General features: G+C 71.0%; 20 protein-coding genes. 9 read left to right on the top strand and 11 right to left on the bottom strand.

What is annotated here, in order from left to right:
- The first annotated feature begins 638 nt into the window (after nt 1–638).
- A complete protein-coding gene (locus ACFYNO_RS32655) occupies nt 639–1,799 on the top strand; it encodes a hypothetical protein (RefSeq protein ID WP_388021021.1) in 1,161 nt (386 codons plus the stop codon).
- A 307-nt stretch (nt 1,800–2,106) separates the two neighbouring features.
- Here ACFYNO_RS32655 and ACFYNO_RS32650 read toward each other — a convergent pair whose 3' ends face one another.
- Both ACFYNO_RS32650 and ACFYNO_RS32645 read right to left on the bottom strand, forming a co-directional pair.
- The gene (locus tag ACFYNO_RS32650) at nt 2,107–2,757 is read right to left on the bottom strand and encodes a hypothetical protein (RefSeq protein ID WP_388021019.1); all 651 of its coding nucleotides are present in this window, start codon (nt 2,755–2,757) and stop codon (nt 2,107–2,109) included.
- A complete protein-coding gene (locus ACFYNO_RS32645) occupies nt 2,754–5,468 on the bottom strand; it encodes an ATP/GTP-binding protein (RefSeq protein WP_388021017.1) in 2,715 nt (904 codons plus the stop codon). The genes ACFYNO_RS32650 and ACFYNO_RS32645 overlap by 4 nt, the downstream gene beginning before the upstream one ends.
- A 169-nt stretch (nt 5,469–5,637) precedes the next feature.
- Between ACFYNO_RS32645 and ACFYNO_RS32640 the strand changes: the two genes are divergently transcribed.
- Entirely contained in the window at nt 5,638–5,919 is a 282-nt protein-coding gene (locus ACFYNO_RS32640) for a hypothetical protein (protein WP_388021015.1), read from the top strand.
- A gap of 1,161 nt (nt 5,920–7,080) precedes the next feature.
- Nucleotides 7,081–7,521, top strand: coding sequence for a hypothetical protein (locus ACFYNO_RS32635; protein WP_388021013.1), 441 nt, complete (start codon nt 7,081–7,083; stop codon nt 7,519–7,521).
- Nucleotides 7,522–7,527: 6 nt separating this feature from the next.
- Here ACFYNO_RS32635 and ACFYNO_RS32630 read toward each other — a convergent pair whose 3' ends face one another.
- From ACFYNO_RS32630 to ACFYNO_RS32620, 3 genes are read right to left on the bottom strand one after another with little or no spacing between them, the layout of a single operon-like run.
- Nucleotides 7,528–9,342, bottom strand: coding sequence for a zeta toxin family protein (locus tag ACFYNO_RS32630; RefSeq protein WP_388021011.1), 1,815 nt, complete (start codon nt 9,340–9,342; stop codon nt 7,528–7,530).
- Entirely contained in the window at nt 9,343–9,735 is a 393-nt protein-coding gene (locus tag ACFYNO_RS32625) for a hypothetical protein (RefSeq protein WP_388021009.1), read from the bottom strand. It lies immediately after the preceding gene.
- On the bottom strand, nt 9,732–10,022 hold the full coding sequence (locus ACFYNO_RS32620) for a hypothetical protein (RefSeq protein WP_388021007.1): 291 nt from the start codon (nt 10,020–10,022) through the stop codon (nt 9,732–9,734). Before ACFYNO_RS32620 ends, ACFYNO_RS32625 begins: the two co-directional genes overlap by 4 nt.
- Nucleotides 10,023–10,631: 609 nt before the next feature.
- Between ACFYNO_RS32620 and ACFYNO_RS32615 the strand changes: the two genes are divergently transcribed.
- The 4 genes from ACFYNO_RS32615 to ACFYNO_RS32600 all read left to right on the top strand — a co-directional run bounded on the left by ACFYNO_RS32615 (nt 10,632) and on the right by ACFYNO_RS32600 (nt 14,453).
- Entirely contained in the window at nt 10,632–10,826 is a 195-nt protein-coding gene (locus ACFYNO_RS32615; RefSeq protein ID WP_388021005.1) for a hypothetical protein, read from the top strand.
- A 171-nt stretch (nt 10,827–10,997) separates the two neighbouring features.
- Nucleotides 10,998–11,324, top strand: coding sequence for a DEAD/DEAH box helicase family protein (locus tag ACFYNO_RS32610; protein WP_388021003.1), 327 nt, complete (start codon nt 10,998–11,000; stop codon nt 11,322–11,324).
- On the top strand, nt 11,321–12,811 hold the full coding sequence (locus ACFYNO_RS32605) for a MucR family transcriptional regulator (protein ID WP_388021001.1): 1,491 nt from the start codon (nt 11,321–11,323) through the stop codon (nt 12,809–12,811). Before ACFYNO_RS32610 ends, ACFYNO_RS32605 begins: the two co-directional genes overlap by 4 nt.
- 526 nt (nt 12,812–13,337) lie before the next feature.
- Nucleotides 13,338–14,453, top strand: coding sequence for a hypothetical protein (locus ACFYNO_RS32600; RefSeq protein ID WP_388020999.1), 1,116 nt, complete (start codon nt 13,338–13,340; stop codon nt 14,451–14,453).
- 16 nt (nt 14,454–14,469) lie between these two features.
- Here ACFYNO_RS32600 and ACFYNO_RS32595 read toward each other — a convergent pair whose 3' ends face one another.
- Together ACFYNO_RS32595 and ACFYNO_RS32590 are read right to left on the bottom strand one after the other, a co-directional pair.
- Nucleotides 14,470–15,261 (bottom strand): hypothetical protein, encoded by a 792-nt coding sequence (locus tag ACFYNO_RS32595; RefSeq protein ID WP_388020997.1) that lies wholly within the window; start codon nt 15,259–15,261, stop codon nt 14,470–14,472.
- Nucleotides 15,258–15,677, bottom strand: coding sequence for a hypothetical protein (locus ACFYNO_RS32590; RefSeq protein WP_388020995.1), 420 nt, complete (start codon nt 15,675–15,677; stop codon nt 15,258–15,260). The genes ACFYNO_RS32595 and ACFYNO_RS32590 overlap by 4 nt, the downstream gene beginning before the upstream one ends.
- A 136-nt stretch (nt 15,678–15,813) precedes the next feature.
- On the opposite strand from ACFYNO_RS32590, the gene ACFYNO_RS32585 reads away from it, so the two are divergent.
- Entirely contained in the window at nt 15,814–16,212 is a 399-nt protein-coding gene (locus ACFYNO_RS32585) for a hypothetical protein (protein ID WP_388020994.1), read from the top strand.
- 164 nt (nt 16,213–16,376) lie between these two features.
- On the opposite strand, the gene ACFYNO_RS32580 is transcribed toward ACFYNO_RS32585, so the two are convergent.
- Nucleotides 16,377–17,282, bottom strand: coding sequence for a group II intron maturase-specific domain-containing protein (locus ACFYNO_RS32580; RefSeq protein ID WP_388020992.1), 906 nt, complete (start codon nt 17,280–17,282; stop codon nt 16,377–16,379).
- Here ACFYNO_RS32580 and ACFYNO_RS32575 point away from each other — a divergent pair.
- Nucleotides 17,281–17,934 (top strand): DUF6296 family protein, encoded by a 654-nt coding sequence (locus ACFYNO_RS32575; RefSeq protein WP_388020990.1) that lies wholly within the window; start codon nt 17,281–17,283, stop codon nt 17,932–17,934. The two genes, ACFYNO_RS32580 and ACFYNO_RS32575, sit on opposite strands and share 2 nt — an antisense overlap.
- A gap of 124 nt (nt 17,935–18,058) precedes the next feature.
- Here the strand turns inward: ACFYNO_RS32575 and ACFYNO_RS32570 are convergent, their stop codons facing one another.
- The 3 genes from ACFYNO_RS32570 to ACFYNO_RS32560 all read right to left on the bottom strand — a co-directional run bounded on the left by ACFYNO_RS32570 (nt 18,059) and on the right by ACFYNO_RS32560 (nt 22,352).
- Complete coding sequence (locus ACFYNO_RS32570) at nt 18,059–20,863, bottom strand: NACHT domain-containing protein (RefSeq protein WP_388020987.1); 2,805 nt, start codon at nt 20,861–20,863, stop codon at nt 18,059–18,061.
- Between the two features lie 353 nt (nt 20,864–21,216).
- Nucleotides 21,217–21,696: a hypothetical protein gene (locus tag ACFYNO_RS32565; protein WP_388020984.1), complete on the bottom strand. Its 480-nt coding sequence runs from the start codon at nt 21,694–21,696 to the stop codon at nt 21,217–21,219.
- Complete coding sequence (locus tag ACFYNO_RS32560) at nt 21,693–22,352, bottom strand: Helicase associated domain protein (protein WP_388020981.1); 660 nt, start codon at nt 22,350–22,352, stop codon at nt 21,693–21,695. Before ACFYNO_RS32560 ends, ACFYNO_RS32565 begins: the two co-directional genes overlap by 4 nt.
- Nucleotides 22,353–23,389 lie beyond the last annotated feature (1,037 nt).

The following is a 23,389-nucleotide window of genomic DNA, read 5'->3' as shown; positions in this document are numbered from 1 at the left end:
GGCTGAGGAGACAGATACGCATACGCTCCATGTACTCTGACCTGGCGTTTTACCCTCGTCGTACCTTCTAAGGTGACTGTCCGTTGTACCCGCGGACCTCCGACACCTTGCGGGGCCCGGTCCGCACGATTGGTGCGGACCATATGGTGTACAGCGCCGCGGCCGTGCGGGGGTGATCGCAGGGACGGAGCAAACAACAGGAGTGGGTACTCGGGTCGCCACCTGTAGCACCATGTCGCTCGATGCTGCGCATCCTCCAGTCCTCGGGGGTGACCCTGCTGCGGTGACCGCTGAAGCGAACTGACAGTCCCCCTCAACCATGAGGCGATCATCTCCACCAGCAGGTCCAGGAGGGGGACGACCACCAACAGTCGATCCGCGAGGAGCCAGCTTCTGGGGACGGCCTCCCTCGCCGTTCCTTTGCCTGCGGCGAGCCTGCTCAGCGCGCCGGGCGAGGGGCTACGCCCCAGCCGTCGCCGTGCAGCTCGGTGTCTTCCATCGCACTGTGCAGGGCTGGGCCGCTGACGGAGGAGAGCCTAAGCCCGCCAGCGCGGCTGTCCTGCAGCGGTCCAACTTCAGTGGCAATCGGTCAAGGCCAGCGGCAAAGGACAGCGGGAAAAGCGGGTGCTGCTTGCAGGATGCGCCTGGAACTATGGGGAACGAACGCTGACAGGGGCGAGCACGAGCCTAAGGATGAGGACGTCACGGACGACATCACCGACCCCGACGAGCCGCAGGACGAGGGCAGCGCGGACCCCGTAATGCTGAGGAAGGGGTTCGGCGCAGCAGATCTGCCAGTAACACCACCACCGCTGGATCTGGGTTTCGGCAGGGAGGTGCGCGAGACAGCCGCAGCCCTGGCGGGACTGGGCACATGGCAGCCCCCGACGCTCGGGCTCGCGTCCGGGCTCACCGAGTTCACCCGGAACCTGTCCGTGCTGGACGAGTCGGCCAGGCAGATACGCGCGCTTACGGCGAGCCTCGACTCCGTGATTCGGCCCGCGTTGTGGGTCGGCGGGCAGCTGAAGCACCGCACGGCGCTCGACGGGATCGCCAGAGGCCTACTCGAGTTGGCCTCCGTCCACGATACGGTCCGGCGGTCGCTCGATCCGTTCTTCCAGAACTACAAGGCCCAGTGGCAGAGCATCTTCGAAACCCTGGCCGAGATGGTCAGGCGGGCCTTTCCCGCGAATCTGCGCGAGGCGGAAGCGACGCTTGCCGAACTGGAGCCGCTGCTGTTGGACGAGGGCATCCCCCTCATGTGGGTGCCGCGAGCTGCGACGGTAAGCGCGCTGCTGGACGCCCCTGATGCCGGAACACGACGCCGGATCATCGGACAGCGCTGGCGAGGAATCATCACCGACTGCGAAGCCGTCCTCGACAACGTCACTCACCCCGACCTTCGGGACGATCGCGGCTTCGCCCGCGACGTCGCCAGCGCGCTGAAGGCCGGCCACACCAATGCGGCCCAAGCCTTGGCCGCCAACCTCCTCGACTCGATCCTTCAGCATCACCTCGACGATGCCCTTCGCGTTCAACTGACCAAGAACGACTTCAAGACCAAGGGCGTCAAGTTCAAGATGGACGACCACCTGTTCATGACCGCTTGCACCTTCGCCCCGGTCTGGTACGCCCACGCAAAGTACTTCCCGAAGAACAACGACCGGATCCCGCGAACCTTTGGTCGGCACCCCAGTGTGCACGGCGTCTCGAGGACGCAGTACTCCCGCATCAACGCCGTGTACGCCCTCATGCTGGTTACCTCGGTCATCAAGTACCTGGACGGCGAGCTGCTGTAGAACCCGCTCCCCGACGACGCAAACCACCTGGTCCAGGCTTCGACACCTAGTGTCCCAGTCTGCCGACAAGAACTTGCGGACACCTCGAAGTCTTCTTGCTTCGACCCTGAAGTTTTCGTGCGACACAGTCCCGAGCCGGCAGCTCCATGCAGCCGTCAGAAACCGTGGGGAATCGATAAGTTCGGCCCCTTCCCGGGATCAGCCACCGGCAGAGGGACCCCCGTCCCGGCCTCGCGGACGTCGCATCCTGCGAACAAGACTGCGACTCGGCGGTGTGGACTGCCTGGGGCCACGCAGTCCGGGACGCCTACGTTCCCGTTGCCCTGGGCGCGGGTTGGTCGGCCTCTTGCGGGGGCTGGTTGGCGGTTGTGGCGGTGAGGCGGGCCGGGGTGCTTCCGGTAGGGCGTTCGCGGCGGATGCGGTGGTAGCTGCGGCTGGTGCTGGCGCCGGTGAGCATTTCGAGCCGGAAGGCGGCCTCGATGGCGTCGAGGTTGGAGGTGGTGGCGGGCACGGTCCAGGTCCTGCTGCCGGGCCCGGGCACTGCCTGGGCGAGCGCGTCGGCGAGTTCCCGGGTGCGGGCGCCGGGCAGCAGGGGTGCGAGGGCGGTGAAGTGCCGCAGCGTGTCCAGCTCTGAGGCGGACAGTTCGATCCCGGCCGGTACCGGCGGCCGGTGGGGTAGTTCGCCGGTGGCGGAGGCGGTGTGGAGTTCGCGGTAGCGCAGGGCCAGTAGTCCGTCGGGCAGGATCCGCGCGGCCCAGCCGGGGCTTCGCCCGTCGGACTTGCGCAGGTTGAGCTGCTCGTCGGGTGCGAGTTCGCACAGGCCTTCGTCGGCCAGGGCGCGGACGATGGTGGCTCTGCGGCGTCGGTCCGGGGCGGCGGGGTTGTCGACGAGCCAGCCGCCGGTGACGGCGGCGATCCGGGCGAGCAGGTCCCACTGGTCGGGCTGCAGAGCGGTCATGAGGTGTGCTCCGTGCGGGAGGCGGGGTGTTGGCGGCCGGTGACGGTGGCTCGCCAGCGGGCGCGGACGGTGTCCTCGGTGTCGAGCCAGCGGGTGCTGGTGGGGTGCGGGAGGGGCTGGCCGGCCATGTAGTGGGCGATGTCGAGGTAGTAGGCGAAGTCGCCGCCGGCGGTCGCTGCGGTCAGCCGCTCGAGGGCGGTCGCGTGGGCGTCGTGTTCGTCGCGGATGGCGTGGTGGAAGGCGAGGGCGGTCTCCAGTAGCGGGGTGAGCCAGGGCAGGCCGGCGACGTCGATCCGGGTGCGCAGGACGGCGGCCTGGTCGTGGATTCCGTTGTCGTCGGTGCCGGCGTCGCGGACCAGGCCCGCTACGTCGGCCAGGAGCGCGGTGGCGCGCTGGGCCAGCGGCTCGAGCAGCTGGTGGGCGAGGGCGAGTTCCTCGCCGGCCCGGTCGGGGTCGGTGAAGGCGGTGACCAGGGCCAGGCGGGTCTGGGCGATGGCCCGTTCGCCGGCGGCGTCGTGCTGTTCGGCTTCGGTGCGCGAGTCCAGGATGGTGGCGATGGCGGCGGTGAAGTCGCCTTGCGGCCACAGGATGTCGCCCAGGACGCGGTGCTGGCGGCCCTTCCAGCCGAGCCCGGGGACGGCTTCCAGGGCGGTGGGGAAGTCGCCGCGGATGCGGGCGAGGTTGGCGATGCCGCGGCGCGCCTGCGGGGCGAGGCGCCCGCCCGCGGCGGCGACGTGGCGCATGCCGGTCAGGCTCTGGGCGGTGTGGCCGAGGTCCTTGTCGGCCTTGGCCCGGTAGTACCAGGCGAGCTCGGCCAGTTCCTCGGTGAGCAGGCCGGTGTCGAGGACGGCGGTCAGCCGTTGGGCGGTGCGGGCGCGGTGCTCGTGCTGGCGCCGGCTGATCGCGGTCAGCAGTTCGGCGAGCGCGTCGGCTGGCGTGTCCGCGCTTTCGCCGCTGCCGCCGTCGGGGCCTGGTGCGGGGGCGGGTGGGGCGATGGGCTCCCACACGGAGTCGGCGATGTAGGCGAAGGCCGCCTCGGTGAGCCAGTCGAGCTGATCGAGGCGGTGGGTGCGGGCCAGCCGCAGGCCCTGGCGCAGGCAGGCCACGAGGAACCCGCGGCCGCGCCCCGCCCCGGCGGCCCCGTCGCCTTCACCGTGTTGCCACTGGCGGCCGAGGGCGGCCAGGGCCCGCTCGGCGGCCTGGTGCCAGTCGGCGGGTGTCCAGCGGTCGGGGGTGTGGGTGTCGTCGCTCTGCAGGGCGGTGCGGATCGCGCCGTGCAGGTGGTAGGGCCAGATCGCGTACGGGTCTTCGCCGATCATCGGGCGCTCCACCAGGCGGCGGGCGGCTGCCTGGTGGGTGAGGCCGGCGGCCTGGGTGGCCAGGTCGACGTCGAAGGCGTCCAGCAGGGAGGCGCTGCGCAGGACGTGGCGTTCGTCGTCAGTCAGGTCGGACAGGGTGCGGGCGATCAGGGCGGGGAAGGTGTGGTCGAAGTCGGCCGGGGCGGGGGTGCGGGTGCGGCGGATCTCCAGGAAGCGGGCCACCGCCAGGTCCAGGTGCAGCGGCAGGCCGTGGGAGCGCTCGGTGATGACGTTCCGGATCTCCGCGTTGATGAGGGGCTGGCCGTCGTGGGTGAGGCGGCGGGCCAGGTAGTCGTCGCAGTCGTCGAGGGAGAAGTCGCCGAGCAGGTGCTGGCCGGTCCCGCCCGCTGCGTGCGCGGGCTGGCCGGCGCGCGGGGCGAGGTGCGGCCAGGCGGTGGGGCCGGTGTGGTCGAGCTGGCCCTGCAGCGCACGGTCGCCCCAGGGCAGGCGGTTGCGGCCGGCGATGACGAAGAACGCGGTGGGCATCAGCCAGACCAGTCGCTGCAGCAGCCGTTCGAAGTCGCGGTGCCGGTCGGCGGTGTCCTCGAAGGTGTCCAGCAACACCACCGGGGTGATCTGCTTGCCGGCGGGCAGGTGCTGGAGCTCCCAGGCGAGCAGGTGCGGGTAGTAGGAGAGCGCCTCCAGGTCCGGGTCGGCCTCCAGCAGCGCCGCGGTGCGGGCGGCCCCGGCCAGAGCCCGGGACCGCTCGCGGTGCTGACGCAGCGCCTTCACCAGCGCGGCGGCGACCTGGCCGGCGGCCGAGCCGACGATGCCGGGCAGCTGCAGCGAGCCGGCGACCTCGCCGACCGCCGCCTGCAGCTGCTCGGGCAGCAGTCGGCCGGCCCGGCCCGCCAGCCCGGTGCGCTTGACGTACTCCTCCAGCGGCTCCCCGGGGTGCTGGGCGTCCCAGTACCGGCGCAGCGCCAGGTCGAAGCCGGGCAGCGGGCGCCCGAGGGCGCCGGCCAGGGCCAGGCGGATCGTCAGCACGACCCGCTCGAAGTCGCTGCCGGTGGAGGCGGAGCGGGCCAGGTCGATCCGCACCGGCAGCAGCCGCTCGCCCGCCCCGATCCCAGCCCCCCACTGCCGGGGCCGCTGGTCGGCGGCGGTGAGGACCGCCTCCAGCTTGCGCAGCAGCGTGGACTTGCCGACGCCGCCGACCCCGTAGAAGACGATCAGGTTGGTGCGGGCGGCCTCCAGGTCTTCCACGTTGAACCCGGGGGCGGCGATGCGGCGCAGGTGTTCCTCGATGGCGGCGGCGACCAGGTCCCACTGGTGCTGGCGGTTGGTGAACGCCTCCGCGCTCTCTACTCCTGACGGGTCGTTGGAGCTGAACAGTGCGCGCAGGTCGGCCACGGAAAGTCCCCCCAGGACAGGATCACCTGACGACCAATCTATGCCGTTCGCTCGGCCAGGCGGCAGGATCAGCGGAAACAGGCCAGGCCGTAGCCGGTGACCAGCCCGACCGGGCAGCCGCCGGCATCCGCCCCGGCCGTCCCGTTCCCTGCCCTGAAGGTGGTCTGCCGTGCACAACCCGTCCGCACCGTTCCCGTCGCCAGAAGGCGGCGGTGGCGCCTCTGTCGAGGAGGTCGACGAGGCCATTGGCGCCGTCATCGCGCAGTACGGCCGCCAGCTGCTGGCCGCCCGGCGCGGCGGCGACCAGCAGCACCAGGAGGAGCTGGCCGCGCGGATCCAGGCCTGCAGCCAGGATCGCGAGCGCCTCGGCCAGGCCACCGCGGAGGAAGTCGACAGGATCGCCGGCCGTTACGCCGAGCTGCTGAAGTCCCTGGAGGCGGAGAAGGACTAGTGTCGGAGCAGGCTGCGCTCGCGCGGTCGTGACGCGCCTGACGCAGTGGCCCCCGACCGCGCCTCAGCCCCCGGCGGCGGGCCGTTGACACCGCGCCCGACCACCGGGCGTGGGGCGCCTGTTCGCCGTTGACGAGCGACTACGCGACGTCGTCACTCGGGTGAGGTGAGCCTGCCTGATACGGCGCCAGGAGTACTCGGCGGCACCATCCGAGACGGCCGTCCTCAGCAGGGCGCGACCGAAAGCTCCTCGGCCCGTATCGGCGCCCGATTTCGGCGCGAACAGAAGGTGAGTCGGCCCAGGGCCCATTCAAATCCGCTGAGAAAGACGGGGTACTGATCATGAGGCGGGGGAGATAGTCTGGGCACAGCCGTTGAGCGGTCTCAACCAGTTGGGAGCCAGCGGTGATTGAGCACGGTGCCACGATCGCTGTTGCGCGCGCCAGCGCGTCAGCCAATATCTGATCATCGAGCTGGGGGGATTCATGCGACTTACCCGCTTTGCAGGCCTATTAGCTCCAGCATTCGCGGCAATGCTGACTTTTGGGGCCCCCGCGAACGCCACGGGAGCCGAACCCGTACCACCGCATGCTGGTCACAGCACTGTGTCCGTAGGATCGAGCGGCCCGATCAAGAACAGCCCAGCGGACACTATTCTGTGTTCCGCACACGCGAACACGCCTCAACTCGCCTACACCGGCGGTGGGAACTACGTGGTGGTCGGGTCCGGAGGCATCGACAGCTGCTCGCCCCACCCGCCGTCTTCCTGTTCCTCGCAAGCCGACCTGTATGTATATGACCTCTACGCCGAACGGTGGGCGGTAGCGGCGTCCGGGAGCACCAACTACAGCTGCCCGCCTCCCGCAACGACTGCGTCGGCCTCGGTGTCGTGCAGCCCGGGCTCCACGGCCTACGACTACTACACGTCGGTCGTGGTCACGGAGACTTGGGGCAGCACCTCGGTTGGAGACCCTCAAAGCCCCGTAGCGGAGATCTACTGCTACTAGGCGAGAAATCCGCGCGGGAGTATGTATCTATGACAGGAACGGTCGCAACCATCAGTCACAGGGGTGACGGTCCGCCTAATGTGAAGCCGCCCGGCAACGAGGTCGGAGGACAAGTTTCGAGTCCGTCGTTTGTCGCCGAGGGTCCGGCTGCGGCCGTGATCGTCACCCAGATCATGGCGTTCTCAACGGGTCTGACTTTCGACCTGGAGATTCGGTTCAACGCGAGTGATACCTCTCCGGAGGCACTTGTCGAGTTGAAACGGCTCATGCGCAATCAGCTGGGTACGGCGGGTGGCCTTCAGATCTCCCTTGAGTATCCGGGAGGACCGATCACTCACCTCGCGATGGGGACCGAGGACCGCGTGAGCGCTGCGGGACCCCATCGCAGTGGGCTCGTCAGGCACGCCTCCTCCAGCGGCCCGATCTGGCGGCTAGGCTACTGGGTCCGCTCCCTGCCGGCGGAGGGGGATTCCATCCTCTCGCTCGTGTGGTTGGACCAGGGCATCGAACCCACGCAGTTCATCGTTCCCAGCGCACTGGTCAGGCTTGCCGAGGCACAGATCCGCCGTCTATGGGAGACGGCCGTCCCCGGGTGACCGCCCTTACCGGGCCGGGACAGGCAGCGTAGGAGCAGGGGCTGCGGGCGCCTGCAGCTGACGCGGCCGCAGGCCGTGGGGCATGAGGGGCAGCGCCAGGGCGCCGATGGCGACCAGGTCGTCTCGGTACTGCGGCATCGCCGTGTGCAGGTCCCGCTGGACGGCCCAGAACGCGGCCGCTTCCTGTTCGGTGTAGGGGCGGGCTTGCTCGGCGAGCAGTGCCAGTGCCCCGGCTCCGTAACCTCCGCCACCGTCGGCGGCGGCCCGGCCTCGGTGGAGGGCGCTGGTGTCGCGCCGCATCACGGTGACCTCGTCGACCGCTCCCTGTTCTTCGGCGGTGGCGACGACATCGGCCAGTCTCCGGAAGCAGGCGTCGTGGCCGGCGGCGGTGGTGTACCGGGCGGGCAGTCCGCGCCAGGTGAGGCGGGCGTAGCGGTGGGCGGTGCCCTGGCGGGAGTCGGCTGCGCGCACGGCCAGCACCAGCAGCTCCACCCGGTAGCCGGCCCGCCGGTAGATCTGCGCGGCGGCGGCGAACTGCTCGGGGCTGGCCGGGGTGGTCTCGATGACGAGGTTCCCGCGGCGCTCGCGTACGTAGGCCTCCGCGCGGGCCTGCCAGGCCCGGTAGTCGGTGCGGATCGGCTCCGAGGCCCGGCGCGGGTCGGCGCGCAGCAGCACCAGGTAGTCCGGGTGCAGGATTTTGAAGTAGTCGCCCGACAGGTGAACCGGCCGGTGCACGCTTCGGGTCACCAGGTGGGCGGCCCGGGTCTTGCCCGCTCCGGGCTGGCCGGCCACGAAGACCACGACCGGCTTCTCCTGGGCGGTGACCGTGCTCAGCATGGACGGCACGACTACCGCGTCGAAGACGAACTCGTGCTCGTCGGCACAGAGCCGGTGGTAGTCGACCCCGGGGGAGCGGGGGAGTGCCTGGGCGGTGCGGCGTACCGGTTCGGCCAGCGCTGCGGCCCGCTCGGCGTCCCGGCCAGCGGCCAGGGCCCAGTCCGCCGGGATGCGGGGGTCGGTGACGCGGCGTTCGCTGGCGGCGAGCTGGCGGCGGAACCGGCCGGTCGTCGCGGCGTCCCAGGGGCGGCCCCGCTCGGCGAGCACCGCCCGGGCCGCCCGCGCCGGCCGCACCCAGCATCCGTCGGCACCGAGCTCGTTGCCGTACACGCTCTCCAGCACCATGCCGGTGCCGCGCCGCACGACGAAGACCCGCTCGGCCAGGCGTTTCTCCTCCACCTCGGCGAGCACGGCGGGCAGCGCCGCGGCGCAGGCGTCGTGGTTGTCCCAGCCCACGTAGCGGGCCCGCCCCTCCACGGCCAGCTGTAGGTAGCGCTCCAGGACGCTCAGCTGGCTGAGCGCCTCCGGCACGGCCAGCGCCACGATCTCGACCCGGTAGCCGGCCCGCCGGTAGGCGGCCAGCTGCGCCAGGAACTCCTCGGGGCGGCCCAGCGCTGCCTCCACCACCGCGTCCAGCCGCCGCCAGCGCAGCTGCTCCTCCACCTCGGCCTGCCACGCGTAGGTGTCGGTGCGCACCCGCACCCCGGCGGTGCGCACGTCCTCGGCCAGGAACCGCTCGTAGGAAGGGTGGACGGCCTTGTAGGCGTCGCGGTCCACCCGCACCGCACCACCCCGCCGCCCGAGAGCGGCGTGCACCAGGTCCACCACGGCCGTCTTGCCGCTACCGGCCTGCCCGGCCACGAACACCACCACCGGCCGCCGCTGCGCCACCGCCCCTCCCAGCACCGCCGGCAGAACTTCCTGCTGCAGGATGCGTCCGCCCTCGCCGGAACCGAGCTGCCCGGCTAACCCTTCCAGCGGCACCTACAGCTCCAGGCGGGGGTCGTCGATCGAGACGGTCGCGACCCCCGGCGGGTACAGCTCCTGGCGGGCCGTCAGGATCAGGTGCTGCGCCGGCCGCAGCGGGGTCGGCAGGCTGGTGGCGATGGTGTGCGCCACGTCCTGGCCGCCGTACCCGTCGCGCACCATCGACGCCACCAGCACCGCAGTGCTCGCGTCCAGCGGCTCGAACTCCAACGACGGAAGCGCCAGGACCGCGTTCGCAACGCCCTCGTCCTTGATCTCCGCCTCCACCAGGCACAGCACCGGCACCAGCAGGTGCTGGAACGGGCTGCGCAGAGCCGCGTCCACCACCCGGTGCAGACGCGGATGCCCCTCGGCCAGCGCGGCCAGGGCGCTCGAATCCAGGATGATCACGCGCTGCGCCTCGGGGCGAGGTGGGCGCGCGCGTCGTCGGCGGCGATGTTGTAGATCCGCTGCAGCAGGTCCGGCCCTTGGTCCAGCTCGGCGTCGGTGAGCTGCATCCCGAAGTGCTCCCGCAGCATCCGGCGCCCCTCAGCGACGCGTTCGGCGATCTGCTCCGCGGTGGGCTGCCGCTCCACCAGCAGCGCCACCTGCGCGCCGATCGTCGTGCCCTGGGCCGCCGCGAGCGCGGCCAAGCGGTCCCGCGTCTCCGGGGAAACCTTGATCGTTGCATCAGCCATACCGCGATCGTACACCGCTGGTACACCAATGGTGTACGGGTGGGTGCGCGCCTTTCGACGGACGGTTCACTTCGTCGAAGGAGGGTGCTGGCCCCCGAAATTTCGGGGATGGGGTCATCGGGTCAGCGTGACGGGCTGAGCGGCTCCGGTGCCGGCGGGCGCGTGACGATGACGTCTGGCCGGCCGACGGGAGAACCGCCCAGGTGCCGGTGGCAGTAGACGCGAGGTGTGGCGGGGCCCGGCAAGAAAAGCCTGGCCCCGCCACTGGGTCGGGTGCCTTGCGCCACAAGGCTCCCGGGGGGTGCGCCCTGAGACCGGTGGCAGCGGCTGACGCCGGGCACCGAGGAACGCCGCAGTACAGAGTCGGGGGTCGGCGGCGGCCGTGCAAGGCCGGTGACAGCCGCTGGAACAGGGCCCGGTCCGCTCCAGCCCGGTCCGGTGCTGTCATCTGGGCGATCGCCCAGGGGTGCTCGGGTTGTCCTTTTCGGACGGGTGTTGTGCGCGGTTGTCCCTGTTGCGGTTCGGTACAACCCGCTGGCGTGCGGGAACCGGCGGGGATGTGCACAGCACCGGTCATCCGCTGGCGCTGACATCTGATGCTCCATCAGGGTGAATCCCACGGAGCGGACCAGCGGGGTCCACGCGGCGCCACTGCGCCCGTCAAGGGCCGCTCCCTGCCCTGAGACCTTCTACGAGCACAAACACGGGATCCGCCACGGCGCCGTCAACACGCTTCCCACCCTGCGCGAGGACACCGGGGACGCCGAGGCCGGGCACCCGGTCCAAGAGGACGACGGCGCCTGATCTCCCCGGGGCGCACCGGCCGTGCTGCGGACGATCGCCCCGGCCGGTGCCCGGGGACGACGGGAACAGCGGCGGCCACGGCGCAATCACGCCGCGCCGTGCCGACGCGTTCCACGCCTTCGCCTCCGACAGCCGGCGACGACGAGACGGATGAGAAAGGGGAGCGCTCCGATGGAGCTTCGGTACCACCAGCACGAGGCGGTCGAGGTCGCCGGCCGGGCGCTCGCCGACGGCGGTCGCGCTCAGCTGTCCGTGGCGTGCGGGAGCGGGAAGACCCTGACCGCGCCGGCCGCCGCCGAGCGCCTGGCGCCCGCCCAGGGCGGCATCGTCCAGCTCACCCCCACCATCGCCCTGGTTGCGCAGACCGCGCAGTTCTGGGCCCAGCACGCCGACCTGGACGGGATGCCTGAGCAGGACCCAAGGACCGCCGCCGCCGGCTACCAGTGGACCGCTGCTGCGCTCGCCGTCGCGGATGGCGCGGACGGGGCCCACCGGTGAGCGGTGTCCAGCCGCAGGAGGACGGCCGGTTGGAGTGCCTGGAGTGCGGTCGCTGGTTCCGGCTGCTGCCCCCGCACCTGGGCTCCGCCCACCAGATGTCCGCCGCCGAGTACCGGGAGGCGCACCAGCTGCCCCGCCGGCTGGGTCTGCGCGCGTCGGACTTGGCCGAGCGGGCCCGGGAGCAGGGCCGCGAGCGCTACGCCGGCCGGCCCGACATCCGGGCGCAGATGGAGCGGGGCCGCATGATCGCCCCGGCCACGTCCGCGGTGCGCAGTAGTCAGGAGACCGCCCGGCGCCCCGGCGTGGTGGCGGCCCGCCGCCGCGGCGGAGCGGGCAAGGCCGCCGCTGAACGGGCCCGGGTGGACGAGGCCGCCCACCGGCTCGGGTTCGCCGATGTGGCGGACTTCCTCGCGGTGCGGTGCGCGTTAGGCCGCCAGGTCACCGAAATGGCCAAGGAATTGGGCCTGCCGCGCGGCACGGTCTCGGGCTGGCTGCACCGCCTGCGGGCCGACGGCGGCCCCGAACAGCTCGAACAGGCCGCCGCCGAGGCGCGGCGCCCGCGTCAGATCGCCTACCTGCAGGCGCTGCTGGTACCGGGTACCACCCGCTACGGCGCCCTGGCCGCCGCCGGTATCAGCGAGGCGGCGGCCACGGCCTGGCGCCGTGCCGACCCGCGTTTCGCCGCGGCGGCCGACGCGATCGCGCGTGCCCTCGCCGACGACCGCCAGCCCGGCACCGACCCGGTCGTGCGCGAGGGCGACCCGGGCTGGGAGCTGGTCGGGCAAGCGCTGAAGGACGACGCACACCGGACCCGCCACGCCGCCTACCTGCGGGAGCTGCTGACCCGCGGGCCCCTCCACAAGCACGCCCTGGCAGCCGTCGGCATCGACCGTTCGACCCTCAGCCAGTGGCGCCGGGCCGACCCCGCTTTCGATGCGGCCGTCGGGGCGGTCCGCGAGTTCCACGGCAGGAAGGCCACACACATACGCCGCGGACCCACGGCCGAGGACCAGTACGAGGCGTACCTGGCCGCGCTGGCGCAGGGCATGAGCCCCAAGGAGGCAGGCGCAGTCAGCGGTGCCAGCCGCTTTGCCGTGCGCTACCGGGCCCAGCATGACCCGCAGTTCGCCGCCCGACTGGAAGCGCTGCGCCCGCCGGGGGGATGGCAGGTCAAGCCGATCGACGAGCAGTGGCTCCGTACCGTCTGGGTCGACCCGTCCATCAGCCAGGCGGACATCGCCGTCCAGGCCGGCGTCAGCTACCCGACTCTGCTCGCCAGGGCCCGCGAACTCGGGCTGGGTCCGCGCCGCCCGCCGCGCGGTCCCGAGCCCAGGCCGTTGGACGAGCCATGGCTGCGCGGGGCCTGGGCCGACCCCGCCATCAGCACCGCGCAGATCGCCGCCCAAGCAGGGCTGAGCCCAGCCCAGATCCACAACCGAGCCCGCGACCTCGGGCTGGGAAAGCGCGCAGCACGCAACTCCGGCTGAGCGGAAGCGCCCGCTGTGGGTGACCGCACAGCGCACGCTTCGGCCGCGGCCTCGGCTTCCCGCTGCGCGGAGAAGTCCGTGACGCCACCTGGTGGCTGCAGGAGGCACGCACCAAGACACCGGACTTCCTCGGGACACCGCCGAGCCTGCCGGACCTGCACGGCTACACGCCCACGGCCCTGGACCTGACGTTCGGCTGCGGGGAAGAACCCGCCGTCGTACGGGCAGCCGAAGTCGACAACCTGGTCGTCCACGGTGGCCCCGGCGACCTCGTGGATGGCGTGGCGGGCCGCCCCGGCCCCAGCCTGGCGAGTCGACTTGAGGAACTGGCCAGCCGCTGACGTGCCACGACGCCACGCGCAAGCGCTGATCCGTCAACTGGGCGAAGAGGAAGGTACCGCGGCGTCCAGCTCTCACCGCGGCGTCAAGCAAAACGGGGCGCGGCCGGGCATGCCGGCGAGGAAGATGGAACGGGCTGAGCGTACTTCGACAAGGAGAGGGCGCCGTAGCTGAGTTCGGAGGCGCGTTGAACACCTTGTTGGAACCCCTGGACGGACCGCAACAACTGCTCCTGGAGACCGTCTGGAAGCCCTTCCTGGACGGCAAGAAGTTCCCGGTTTTCGCTTACGTCGAGTACGTCATGCGCCTCGCCGGACACGATGCTGCGGTAGTGCTGAACGGCTTTCCACGGATCGGCACGCACCTGCGAGAGCAGGGCTACGGGGCGGTCGGCTGGCACGCCCAAGGCAGCTGGATCCCGGCCAAGGCCCAAGTGTGGCCGACCATCGCGGGTCTGCATCACATCAACCACAGCATCGCCTCCGCGGCCGCCGAGGACCTACTCGCCTTCATGCGTGCTCTGACCAAGCAGCAGCAGCGCATTCTCGAGAGCCCCTTCCAGGTCCTCAACCTCCACATGGATCTGGCGGAAGCAGTCCGGCAGTCCAGCATCGATCGCAACCTCACCTTCCTGGCGTGGGCTGCGCCGGTGGCGGAACACGAGTGGCCGGGGCTGAGCTTCAACCAGAGGGCCGGAACCTCCACCGGAAACGGCACGCTGGGCTTTCTCGATGCAGCCGACTTCCAGGACACCAACGAGTACCTAGTGACGATCGAGGCTGTCCTTGCCCGGCCGGAGCCGCTGGCCACGCTGACCTACGGGGAACCGAGGGCGCTGCTGCGCGCGGCCAACTTCCTGGACATTACCTACGAGCTGGTCACCGGAGGCCGCCTGGTGGAGCGGCCGCCCGTGGACCGCTCCAGCCTGCTGGCCCTGTCTGTGAGCTCCGAGGCCGACTTCCACACTGGCGTGGCCGTGCTGGCCGAGCTGCTCAACCGCCTGAAGGTGCCAGGCAAGAATCCGTCCCATCCGCTTGGACGGATCGAGCAGCACTTGGCCGACACCATGCCCGGGATCGACCAGGACGCGGTCCGAGACGCTGTACACACCCTTGACCAGATCCGCGTCCTTCGGAACTCCGCGATCCACACCAAGCCGGCCCCTGAACTGCTCGAGGCACACAAGGACCTCGGCCTGACCTTCCCGATCAACGACTTCGCCACCGCATGGGACAGCCTCCGGGCCCACGCCGAGCAGGCCTTCGGCACGCTGCAGGAAGCGATCCAGGCCACCCGCCCTTGACGGACGAGCGCCCTGCTCACTGGTGAGCGATTGCGGTCAGCCGTGCAGCGGCCGGGGCCTGACCGGGTGTTTCGGGTAGGCGGTGTTCGCCAGGTTCGATGGTGCGGATCCGGCCGTCGGGGTCGGGGAGCCAGATCTCGGTGGTGCGGGCGGGGCCGCCGGCGCGGCCGCGGCCGGTCGCCTCCACTTGTACCTGGCGGCTGTGGATCAGGCCGTGGCCTTGGCCGAGTCCGAGCCAGGCGCTGCCGGCGACGGCCAGGCGCAGGGTGGAGCCGGGCCAGGGGGCGGGGGTGAGGAGGGCGGCGCGGCCGCGGCGCAGCACGGCGCCCAGGCGGCGGGCCGTCTCGGCGGTGACCGGGGTGGGCGGGCGCAGGACGAGGATGTCGACGGCGCCGGCGAGGGCGGCGGCGATGTCGGCCCAGTGCCGGCCGGGGCGGTCGGCCAGCAGCAGCCGGTCTGGGTCGGCGCCGGTCTCCGTCAGCGCGAGCAGGCCGGCTTCGGGGATGCCGACGATGGCGATCCACCGGTGTGCGGGGGTGTGGTGGGGGTCGCGGGCGGCGGTGCCGGCGAGCGCCCACAGCAGCCCCATGCCGGTGTCGGCCACCTCGGTGACCGCCCCGCGGGCCAGGCCGGCGCCGGGGACGAGTGGGGCGAGCGCCTCGGGCACGGGCAGCAGCCGGTCCTCGTCCGGCGCGCCTGCGGGCGGCGCGGTGGCGGGGTGCGGGGCGGTGGCCTCGAGCGCGGCGGCCAGGCGCAGCGCGCCGCCCGGTTCCGGGGCCGGGCGTCGGGCCGGGCCGAGCGGGCTCACCCGTTCCTCCCGGTGCGGCGGGCGCTGCGGGACAGGTCGGTGAGGTCGCCGGGCGGCAGGCCTTGTTCGATCGGCAGGATCGGCTGGAGGGAGGCGCCGCGGTGGCGCAGCCAGACCGGCTCGGCGTCGGGCCCGTGCTGGACCCGGGCAGCCCAGCGGCCGGCGCCGAGCGCGCACCAGCCGGTCAGCACGCTGGGCAGCCACCGCCGGCCGTAGCGCACCCACACCGGCCGCAGCTGCTCCACCACCGGGTGCCGGGCGACCTGTTCGAGTTCGGCGGGGGACAGGCGCTGGACGTCCAGCCACGCGCTGCCCAGCTCGCTGACGAACGTGATCGGCTCGGCCGGCCGGCGGGCCGGGTGTTCGGGGCGGCCGGTCTGCGGGTGGGTCGGGGGTGGGGACGGGTGGGGTTGCACACTTCCGATACTCTCGTACAAGCGTTCGAACATCCAGTCGCGTGACGCTGCTGACCCGCACAGGCATGTCTCCCGTGCGGTCGGCTTGCGGCACCGGACGATCGAATCCCCCCGGCCCGTGAGGAAGGACAACACGGTGAGCACGACGGACCTGCCCGACGACCTGATCGCCCTTGAGGAGCAGCGGATGCAGGCCCGCCTCGACCTCGACTCCTACGTCGCCGAGGTCGAGGTCGAGCGCCGCGCCGCCTACCCGGACCCGGAGCAGATCGTGGAGCGGCGTACCTGGACGCCGCAGGAGGACGGGCGCTGGTTCGAGCTGCGCGCCGCCTACGCCGAGGCTGCCGCCGCGGTCCTGGATCACCCGGTGATCGCCCAGGCCGCGGCGGACGGGAAGCGGTGGCAGGTCGAGGAGCGGCTGCGCTCGCTCGTGCCCCGCAGCCAGGTCGTGATCCGCAAGGACGCAGCGGGGGTGGAGAGGGTGGTGGTCCTGCACAACGGCGAGGAGCCGGCCGCCGAGGTGCAGGCGGCCTGAGAAGCCGGCTGCTGCGGCCGTGGATCAGCGGGCGAGGTCGCTGCGGGCGGCGAGCCGGCTGTGGTCGGGTAGCCGGGTCACGTTGCCGTGACCCGGCCCCCTCAGAACCGTGCGTGCCCGATTTCCAGGCACACGGCTCAAGCAAGCCCCAAGGGCTTCGCAGGTCAGCAGGGTTGTATGGTCCGTTTGCTGTCGCCCGCGTGGTGCTGGCGGTGGCATTCGGAGTGCACGAGGCGGAGGTTGTTCCGCTCGTCCGTGCCGCCGTCTCGCCGGTAGGTGAAGTGATGCTTGTGGAGCATCTTCTTCGAGGCCGCGAACCAGTTGATCCACTCGCGTGGGCTGTCCGGTTCGTACTCGGCCCCGGCGATCAGCGCCTGCTTGCAGAGGGGACAGGGCCCTTGCTGCCGCACTGCCAGGACGAGACTGGTCTTGTCCATCGGCGGTGGCGCTTTGCGTCGGCGACGGTCCCGCCAGTACTCGACCAAGGTCGGGTCGTCCAGGGACGCTCCGCCCTTGACGAGCTGGTGGCGGACGATGCCGGTCCTGGAGAACTTGGGCAGGAAGGCGCCGCTGTCGCGGTCACCGAACACCCACCGGTCCCGCCTGGACGGGTGGAACCTGCCGAAGTACCGGGCCACGACCCAGTGCCTCGACTTGTTGCGGTGGCGACGCCTGGCCCACTTGAAGGTCAGCCGCCACATGTAGTGGTCCAGCGACGAGAACGTCGTCGTGGACGCCACCGCCCGGTAGTAGGCCGCCCAACCGCGAACGATCGGGATCAGTCTGCGCAATACGGCCTCGGCGTTGGTCCCATGCAGGGCCCTCACTTCGGTCCGCAGTCGCGCCCGGAGCCTCTTGCAGGCCGTCGTGCTCGGCTTGATGATCAGCTGGTTGACGGCCCAGGCCGGCTGGGTCGGGCGGCGCAGCGCGGCGATCGTCCGGGCGGCCTCGCGCCGGCCGCCGGCCCGGGCGGTGCGCGCCGCCCGGTCGCGGGCCGCGGTGAAGTCCCGCGGGGCCAGGGCGAACAGGTCGCCGATCACCTCGTCGTCCCCGGCATCGGTCTCGGCCATGGAGCCCAGCCTGGCACCGGGCGGGGCCGGGCGCTCGCAGGGTTGTACCGGTCCGCCTGCCATGTCGGCCGGGCGCGGTCGGGTCGGCCGGGGCAGGATCGCAGGTATGGAGTCGGCTCGGCGGTTCGCGCCGCACCTGCCCCCCGCGCCGGGGTGTACCTGGCCGGCGCGGACGGTGGTGGTGCACCGCACCGGCGCGCTGGTGGACGGGGTGCCGGTGTACGAGGACGCGGACGGTACGGTGCGGGCGGCGGTCACCGGCGAGGGCGTGGCCGGGGGCACCGCGGTTCTGGTCGGCGCGGGGGTGTCGGGCACCGGCGTGGCGGCGGAGGCGGTGGCGCGGGTGGGGGCGACGGGCGCCCGGGTGGTGGGGCCGCCGGGGTGGTCGGAACGACTCCCAACCTCAGATACAAAGCCAACCGCCCGCCGGCCAGCGGGTCGTTCGTTGTCCGCTCTCCGCGATGGCCCCGCTCATCGCGTCCGCCACCTCGGCCGGACTCATACCAAGCGCAAAGGCCCAACAGCCACGAACGGCGGGTCCAGGGCCCACTGCTGCCGCTCGTCATCTGGCAGCACATGCCACCACCCCTTGAACATGATCACGGAGTTAGGCCAGTCGTGTCGGAGGTTAATTAAACTGCAAGCTCAGTAAACGGTGATGAGGCTCTTTGAAAACGGCCTCACCCTTTTGTGCGGCTTGCTCGTGAGATTTCGGCATCAATAGTTTGTGTGAGACGAATGATGGTGTCTGAGAGCTGAAATAGGCTGTCGATCGGCTAGGAGAATTGCTTGAGTGTGAACCACAACAGGGCCATCCCGCCCGCGCCGCGTGCGTATAGAAGGAGCCCCTTTGGTGGAGAAACGGGCAGGTCAGATTGGCTCGGATGGGCGGGGTCGATATGGATGACTTCGGGCACCTGCAAGGTATCCGCCCGTTGGGTGTACGGCTTGCCTTCGAACCACCAGGTATAGGCGCACTCGCTATCATCGCGCTTGCAGGAGACGCTTGCGGGTACTGTCGTCGTGTCCGCGTGCCGTTGGGCGAGATAGCTGACAGGAGCGGATCCGACAAAGACCGCTAGGGCCAGCAGCACGGCTGCCCGGAGCACGGGACCCGCGCTCTCGGTTAGCCAGCCTCGATCCAGCAGTACTCCAAGGATGCCAAGCGCCGCGGCGGTGCAAACGCCGATGCCGAGACACCACGCCGCGGTACCTTTCCAGGAGGAGGTTCCGACAAACTGTGCCGCCCAGGCAAAAGAAACGCCTGCCAGGTTTCTCACACCCAGGAAAGCCCCGAATGCGGCTAGCAGAAACAGGCTGAGCATCAAGAGCCCGAAAGTGAACTTAAGCCCTGCCAAGTTGGCGTCCATCACCAGCATGCGCGTGAGCTTTCGAGACAAGGGATATCCCTTGCTGCGCAGGGTCCGCGCGGCCCTGCGGCGGAGGAACTCGTAGAGGTCAGGGTTGATGGCGACTGTCGCGAGGAGTGCCAGGCCCTGGCGGTCGCCGAGCTTGGCCCTGTCGGTGGCTGTTTCGTAGACGTCTGCTGGGGACTGTGCGCTGGTGGCGATCGCGATCATGGCCTTGAGTCCTTGGGAGTCGCCAAGTCTGACCAGGCGGTTAGCTGCGTCGCGTCGGGCTGGCCCGCCGTATTCAGGGTCGGTGGCGATCGCGGCAAGAACCTCGGGGCCTTGGGGGTCGCCTAGCTCGGCCAGGTCGCTGGCGGCTTCGCACCGGGTGGGGCCGTCGTGTTCGGGGTTGGTGGCGATCGCGGCGAGAACCTGCTGCCCACGAGGGTCACCGAGGTCGCCCAGGTCACGGGCGGCTCTGCACCGGTCGAGGCCCTTGTGCTCGGGGTTGGTGGCGAGCGCTGCGAGGATCTTCCGCCCCCGAGGGTCGGGGGGCCGGGTGCCGTCCGCCGAGGGGAGAGCGAGTTCTTTCGCGGCGCGCCGCCGTGAGTCGACTGTCAGGTTGTCGTCGGTGGCGATCGTGGCGAGGATTCTCCCGCCGCGGGGGTCACCGAGCTCGTCAAGATCCCGTGCGGCCAGACAGCAGTAGGTGACGTCCCGCTTGTCGTCGGCGACGGCCAGCAGAGCGTTGCGGCCCTGCCGCTCGTCGATCTTCCACAGGGCGTGGGCGGCCGCATAGCGGTCCTCGGCCGAGTGCGCCTTCTTGGCCAGCTCGGTCAGGGGGTTCCTGAATGAGTGTGCCTGGTGGACGAGCCTTCTCAGGCCGGCGACGGCCTGCTCGATGACCTCGGGTGGCAGGACCGTGCCGAGTTCGACTTGGCCGGCGATGAACTGCCGGCCTTTCAGACCCCGCCTTGCGGCGAGTCGGCGCAATGCCCGGGCCACGGGAGTGAAGTCCTGGCCAGCCCAGGCGTCGATCAGGAATCCGGCGAAGGAGTAGTCGTCCGACGGCCACCACGACCCGCGTCCCCACCCCATCTGCCTGATGACACCGGCCGGGTTCTCACTGGCCATGGCTTCCTTGACGACGTGACGGGCGGCCAGGTACTCGAGCAGGGTCTGGTGGAGGAAGATGTAGTCTGCGGCCCGCTTCACCAGCAGCCCGCTGCCGCGCAGCACGGTGGCCAGGAACTCGGTCCAGATGTCCTCGGGCACCCGGTCGGGGCACACGCAGGCGGGATGGGCGGCGATGATCGCGATGGCCGGCCGGGTCTCTCCCGCATGGCGCTGGGCTGCGAGATGGCCGATCAGATCCAGAGCCCGGTCAAGGACATGGTTCGCGCGTTCGAGGGCGGCAGGGCCGTACCGCCCCAGGGCGGACTCGGTTTGGACGGTGATCCCGCCTTCGCCGCGGGCGTGCTGGCGCTCCCGGAGTAGATCGGTGAAGCGCCGGTAGACCGCGCTGCGCCCGACGGGCAGGTCACGCTGCCGGTCGAGGGCGTACAGCTGGCACAGCATGGTGCACATCAGCGGTGTCCGGCTCAGCTCGGACAGCCCGGTTCGGGCCACAGCCCGGGCGAACTCGGTAGCGGCCGAGGCTGGTTCGGCGACATTGAGGGCTTCGAACCAGCGTTGTGCGAAGCCGGGGATGCTCTCGCGGGTGAACGGCTGCAGCTCGTAGTGCGGGACACCGGCCCCGAGGGCATCGAGTTCACCTTCAGGCAAGTGGCGGCTCGCGATGGCGAAGCGGTACGGGCCCTCGCTCCTGCCGTGCTCGGCGATGCTCGTGAGGACCTCGTGTCTGGTATGCGGGTCGGCGATCTCGTCGAGTCCGTCGACCATGACCAGCCAGCGCGAGCCGGGATGCGGGGCGCCGAGGAAGAAGTCGCGGGGAAACCCGATCTCCAGGCCGTGCGGCGTGAGATCGGCGGTGGCCGCACGGGCCAGGGCCTCGGGCAGCGGCCGGCCGCCTGCCAGGGCTGCCGCGTTGACCAGCACCGGTACCGGGCCGGACACCGGTGCCGGTGCGGGCGCCCCTTGCCTTCGCCCGCTGGCGAGCCAGTTGCTCAGGTGGGTGCGCAGCGCGCTGGACTTGCCGGCACCAGGGCCGCCGAGGACGACGCACAGCGGATGGTGCGTCAGGACCTGCTCTGCGGGCTGAGGCGGTCCCATGTCCGGCGCCTTTCGTTGCCCTGCGGCGTCGTCATGCTGCTCGCTCAGGTAGGCCCGTACGTGCTGGCGCAGGTAGACGGCGGCGAGCGGCGGAGTAGCGCCTGGCAGGACACCCGGGTAGGGGTGCTGCTCGGCTGCCCGCCTGGCGGCGGCCAGATACCCCGTCAGCTCCGGCGAGGCCTCCTGTACGACTTGGTTGATGCTGAAGTTGCCGCCGACGGCGATGCTGCCGTTAATCGCCGTGATCGAGCCCGGGGTCTGCGCGAGCTGCTCCGCCGTGTGTGCATCGGCCGCCGGCCTGGCAGTCGGTGACAGCGGTACGCGAAGTGGTGGCGGAGTGGTGCCCGGGTCGGTCAGCGGTTGTTCGGCCCGGGCACCTGAGGGTTTCCCAGCGTCACGTCCCCGCTGATGTGCACGTCCACGCCGGCGATCGAGTGGTCGGTGGCCTCGATCGTGACGTCCCCGTCGACGTGCAAGCGGTAGCCGCTGAGAGCAGCCGGACCGGCGGCCTTCTTGGCCTCCTCCAGGGCTTGTAGGGCCTCCTGTAGCTGCGTGGCGAAGCCGGGATCCTGTTCGATGGCCTGGGTGAGTTCTGTGGCGGCTTTGCGGGCGGTCAGTACGCTCGGCTCGTCCATGCCGGCCTCGGCTTCCTCCTCCAGCCGCCCGACGTCCCCGCTGGTGCCGAGCTGGGTGACCACCACCTCGTGGACGCGGTCCATCGCGGCATCCAGGACAGCATCGACCTCGGCATCGGCCCGCCCCGTGATCCGGCGGGCCTTGCGGATCCCCCACGCGAACATGTATCCAACAACGGCCTCGGCCACGATCGTCACCAATGCCCCCACGGCATCACGAAGCCACCAGCCGGTCCACCCGGCCCAACTTGCACCGACCCTACTCCCAACAGCCCAACCAAATGGGGAAACGACCCACAACACCCCCTCGCCAGCTCCTGCCACTCACCATCCACGGACAGGGCGGTGCCATCTCCTGCGCGCCCGGCGCGCACTGGTGTCGCTCGCCCCGCTCCACGTCGCGCGGCGGCTTTGCCAGCTGCTCGCCGGCTTTTCATGTTGTTCAGCCAGACTCCCAGCCCGATGTGGACGGTCTCGGCGCCCTCCACTGCCTCCTGGCCCCCGGCGCCGGTCACCACGGTCTCCAACTGTTCTTTGTGGGGGCGGGGCACCTTGGCGTGGCCTTCGCGGGCGACGTACTGGGCGAGTGCGGCCAGGTGCTGGCCGAACCGGTCCGCGCGCGTGCGGGTCGGCTTCGCCGCCGCCGCGGCCTTCTCGGCGGCCAGCCCCGGGTCCTCATCGATCCCCAGCACCAGCAGAAGGTCGCGCTGATCGTCCGCCAGCTCGGCGAAGCCGGCGCGCTGCTCACGCAACCACCGGCCGAGCGGCTCGCCTTCGAAGACGGTCTCCTCCGGCAGGCTCGGCCAGTCGACGTGGCCGTCGAGGGCGAGTGATGATCGGCGTGTGGTTTTCATCGGGTTCGGCGTGGTGGTTTCACTGGTGTGGGGTGGCGGGTTGTGGCTGGTGGCGGGGGTGGCGTGGGGTGGGTTGTGGTGAAGGGGTGGCCGGGGGAGTGGTGAAGGGTTTCGCTGGATCTCGGTGAAGGGTTGACGCCGATTGCTAACACACCCGCCCGGACCGGCCACCGACGCCCCCTGGCGGTCCGTCAGCGGCCCCGCAGCGCGCCCGTGCCGTCCCTCCGGCACCGGACCGCCAACGCGCTGACGGGCGTTCAGGGGCTGACCGCCGCGCCCGGGGCCCGGCCGCCGTGGCGGTGTGCCGCTGCGAATCTGCGGTGGGGTGTCAGTGGGTTCGGCGGGTGGTGTTGGTGTGGGGTTGTTGGTGGGCGGGTGGGTTTCTGACGTGGTGGTGCGTGGTTGTGGCTGACAGTGGGTGACGATTGGTGGGTCGGCGTGGTGCAGATTCCTAGCTGCCCGCGCTCGACGCTACTCCAACTCTCTTGCAGTAAAGTCGAGTTGCCTTGCTAGGGAGGCTCAATCTGGCAGGATTCCCCCACGAGTCAGAAGTGATACATTCTCCCCGGGTCCACGAGAGGAGCGCGGGCAAGACAGTGCCCGAGGCCAGTCGGACTTGCCTTCCAGGATTGGTTCAGGCCACGGTCTAGACCAATCGGGCTACCCCAGGAACGGGCGGCGAAAACGGCCCCCAGGCACCCCCTCCTCAGTCAGCCCGCCCGGAGCGTAGCGGAGGGCGTTTGGCCGGGCCCGACGGAGCGAAGCGGAGGAGGTCACGGCCTACGTGACCGAAGGTCACGCGCCCTGGTGGAGCGAAGCGGAGCCAGGGCCCGGCCGCAGGCCGGCCGGACCGCGAAGCGGTCCGAGTGGGGGCGAGCGAAGCGATCCCCCACGGTCACGCGGAGCGGGACCAGCGCAGCGCGAAGCGCTGCGCCCGGGGCAGCATGAAGCGAAGCGGAGTGCTGCCCCGGTGATCGCGCGAAGCGCGATCACCGCGAATCGAAGGGCCGAAGGCCCGTAGGGTCCCGCTCCGCGGG

The sequence above is a fragment of the Kitasatospora sp. NPDC006697 genome, from assembly GCF_042869935.1.
Lineage (GTDB): Bacteria > Actinomycetota > Actinomycetes > Streptomycetales > Streptomycetaceae > Kitasatospora.
Note: the sequence above shows the minus strand (reverse complement) of the source record. Positions and strands in the feature narration are given on the sequence as shown.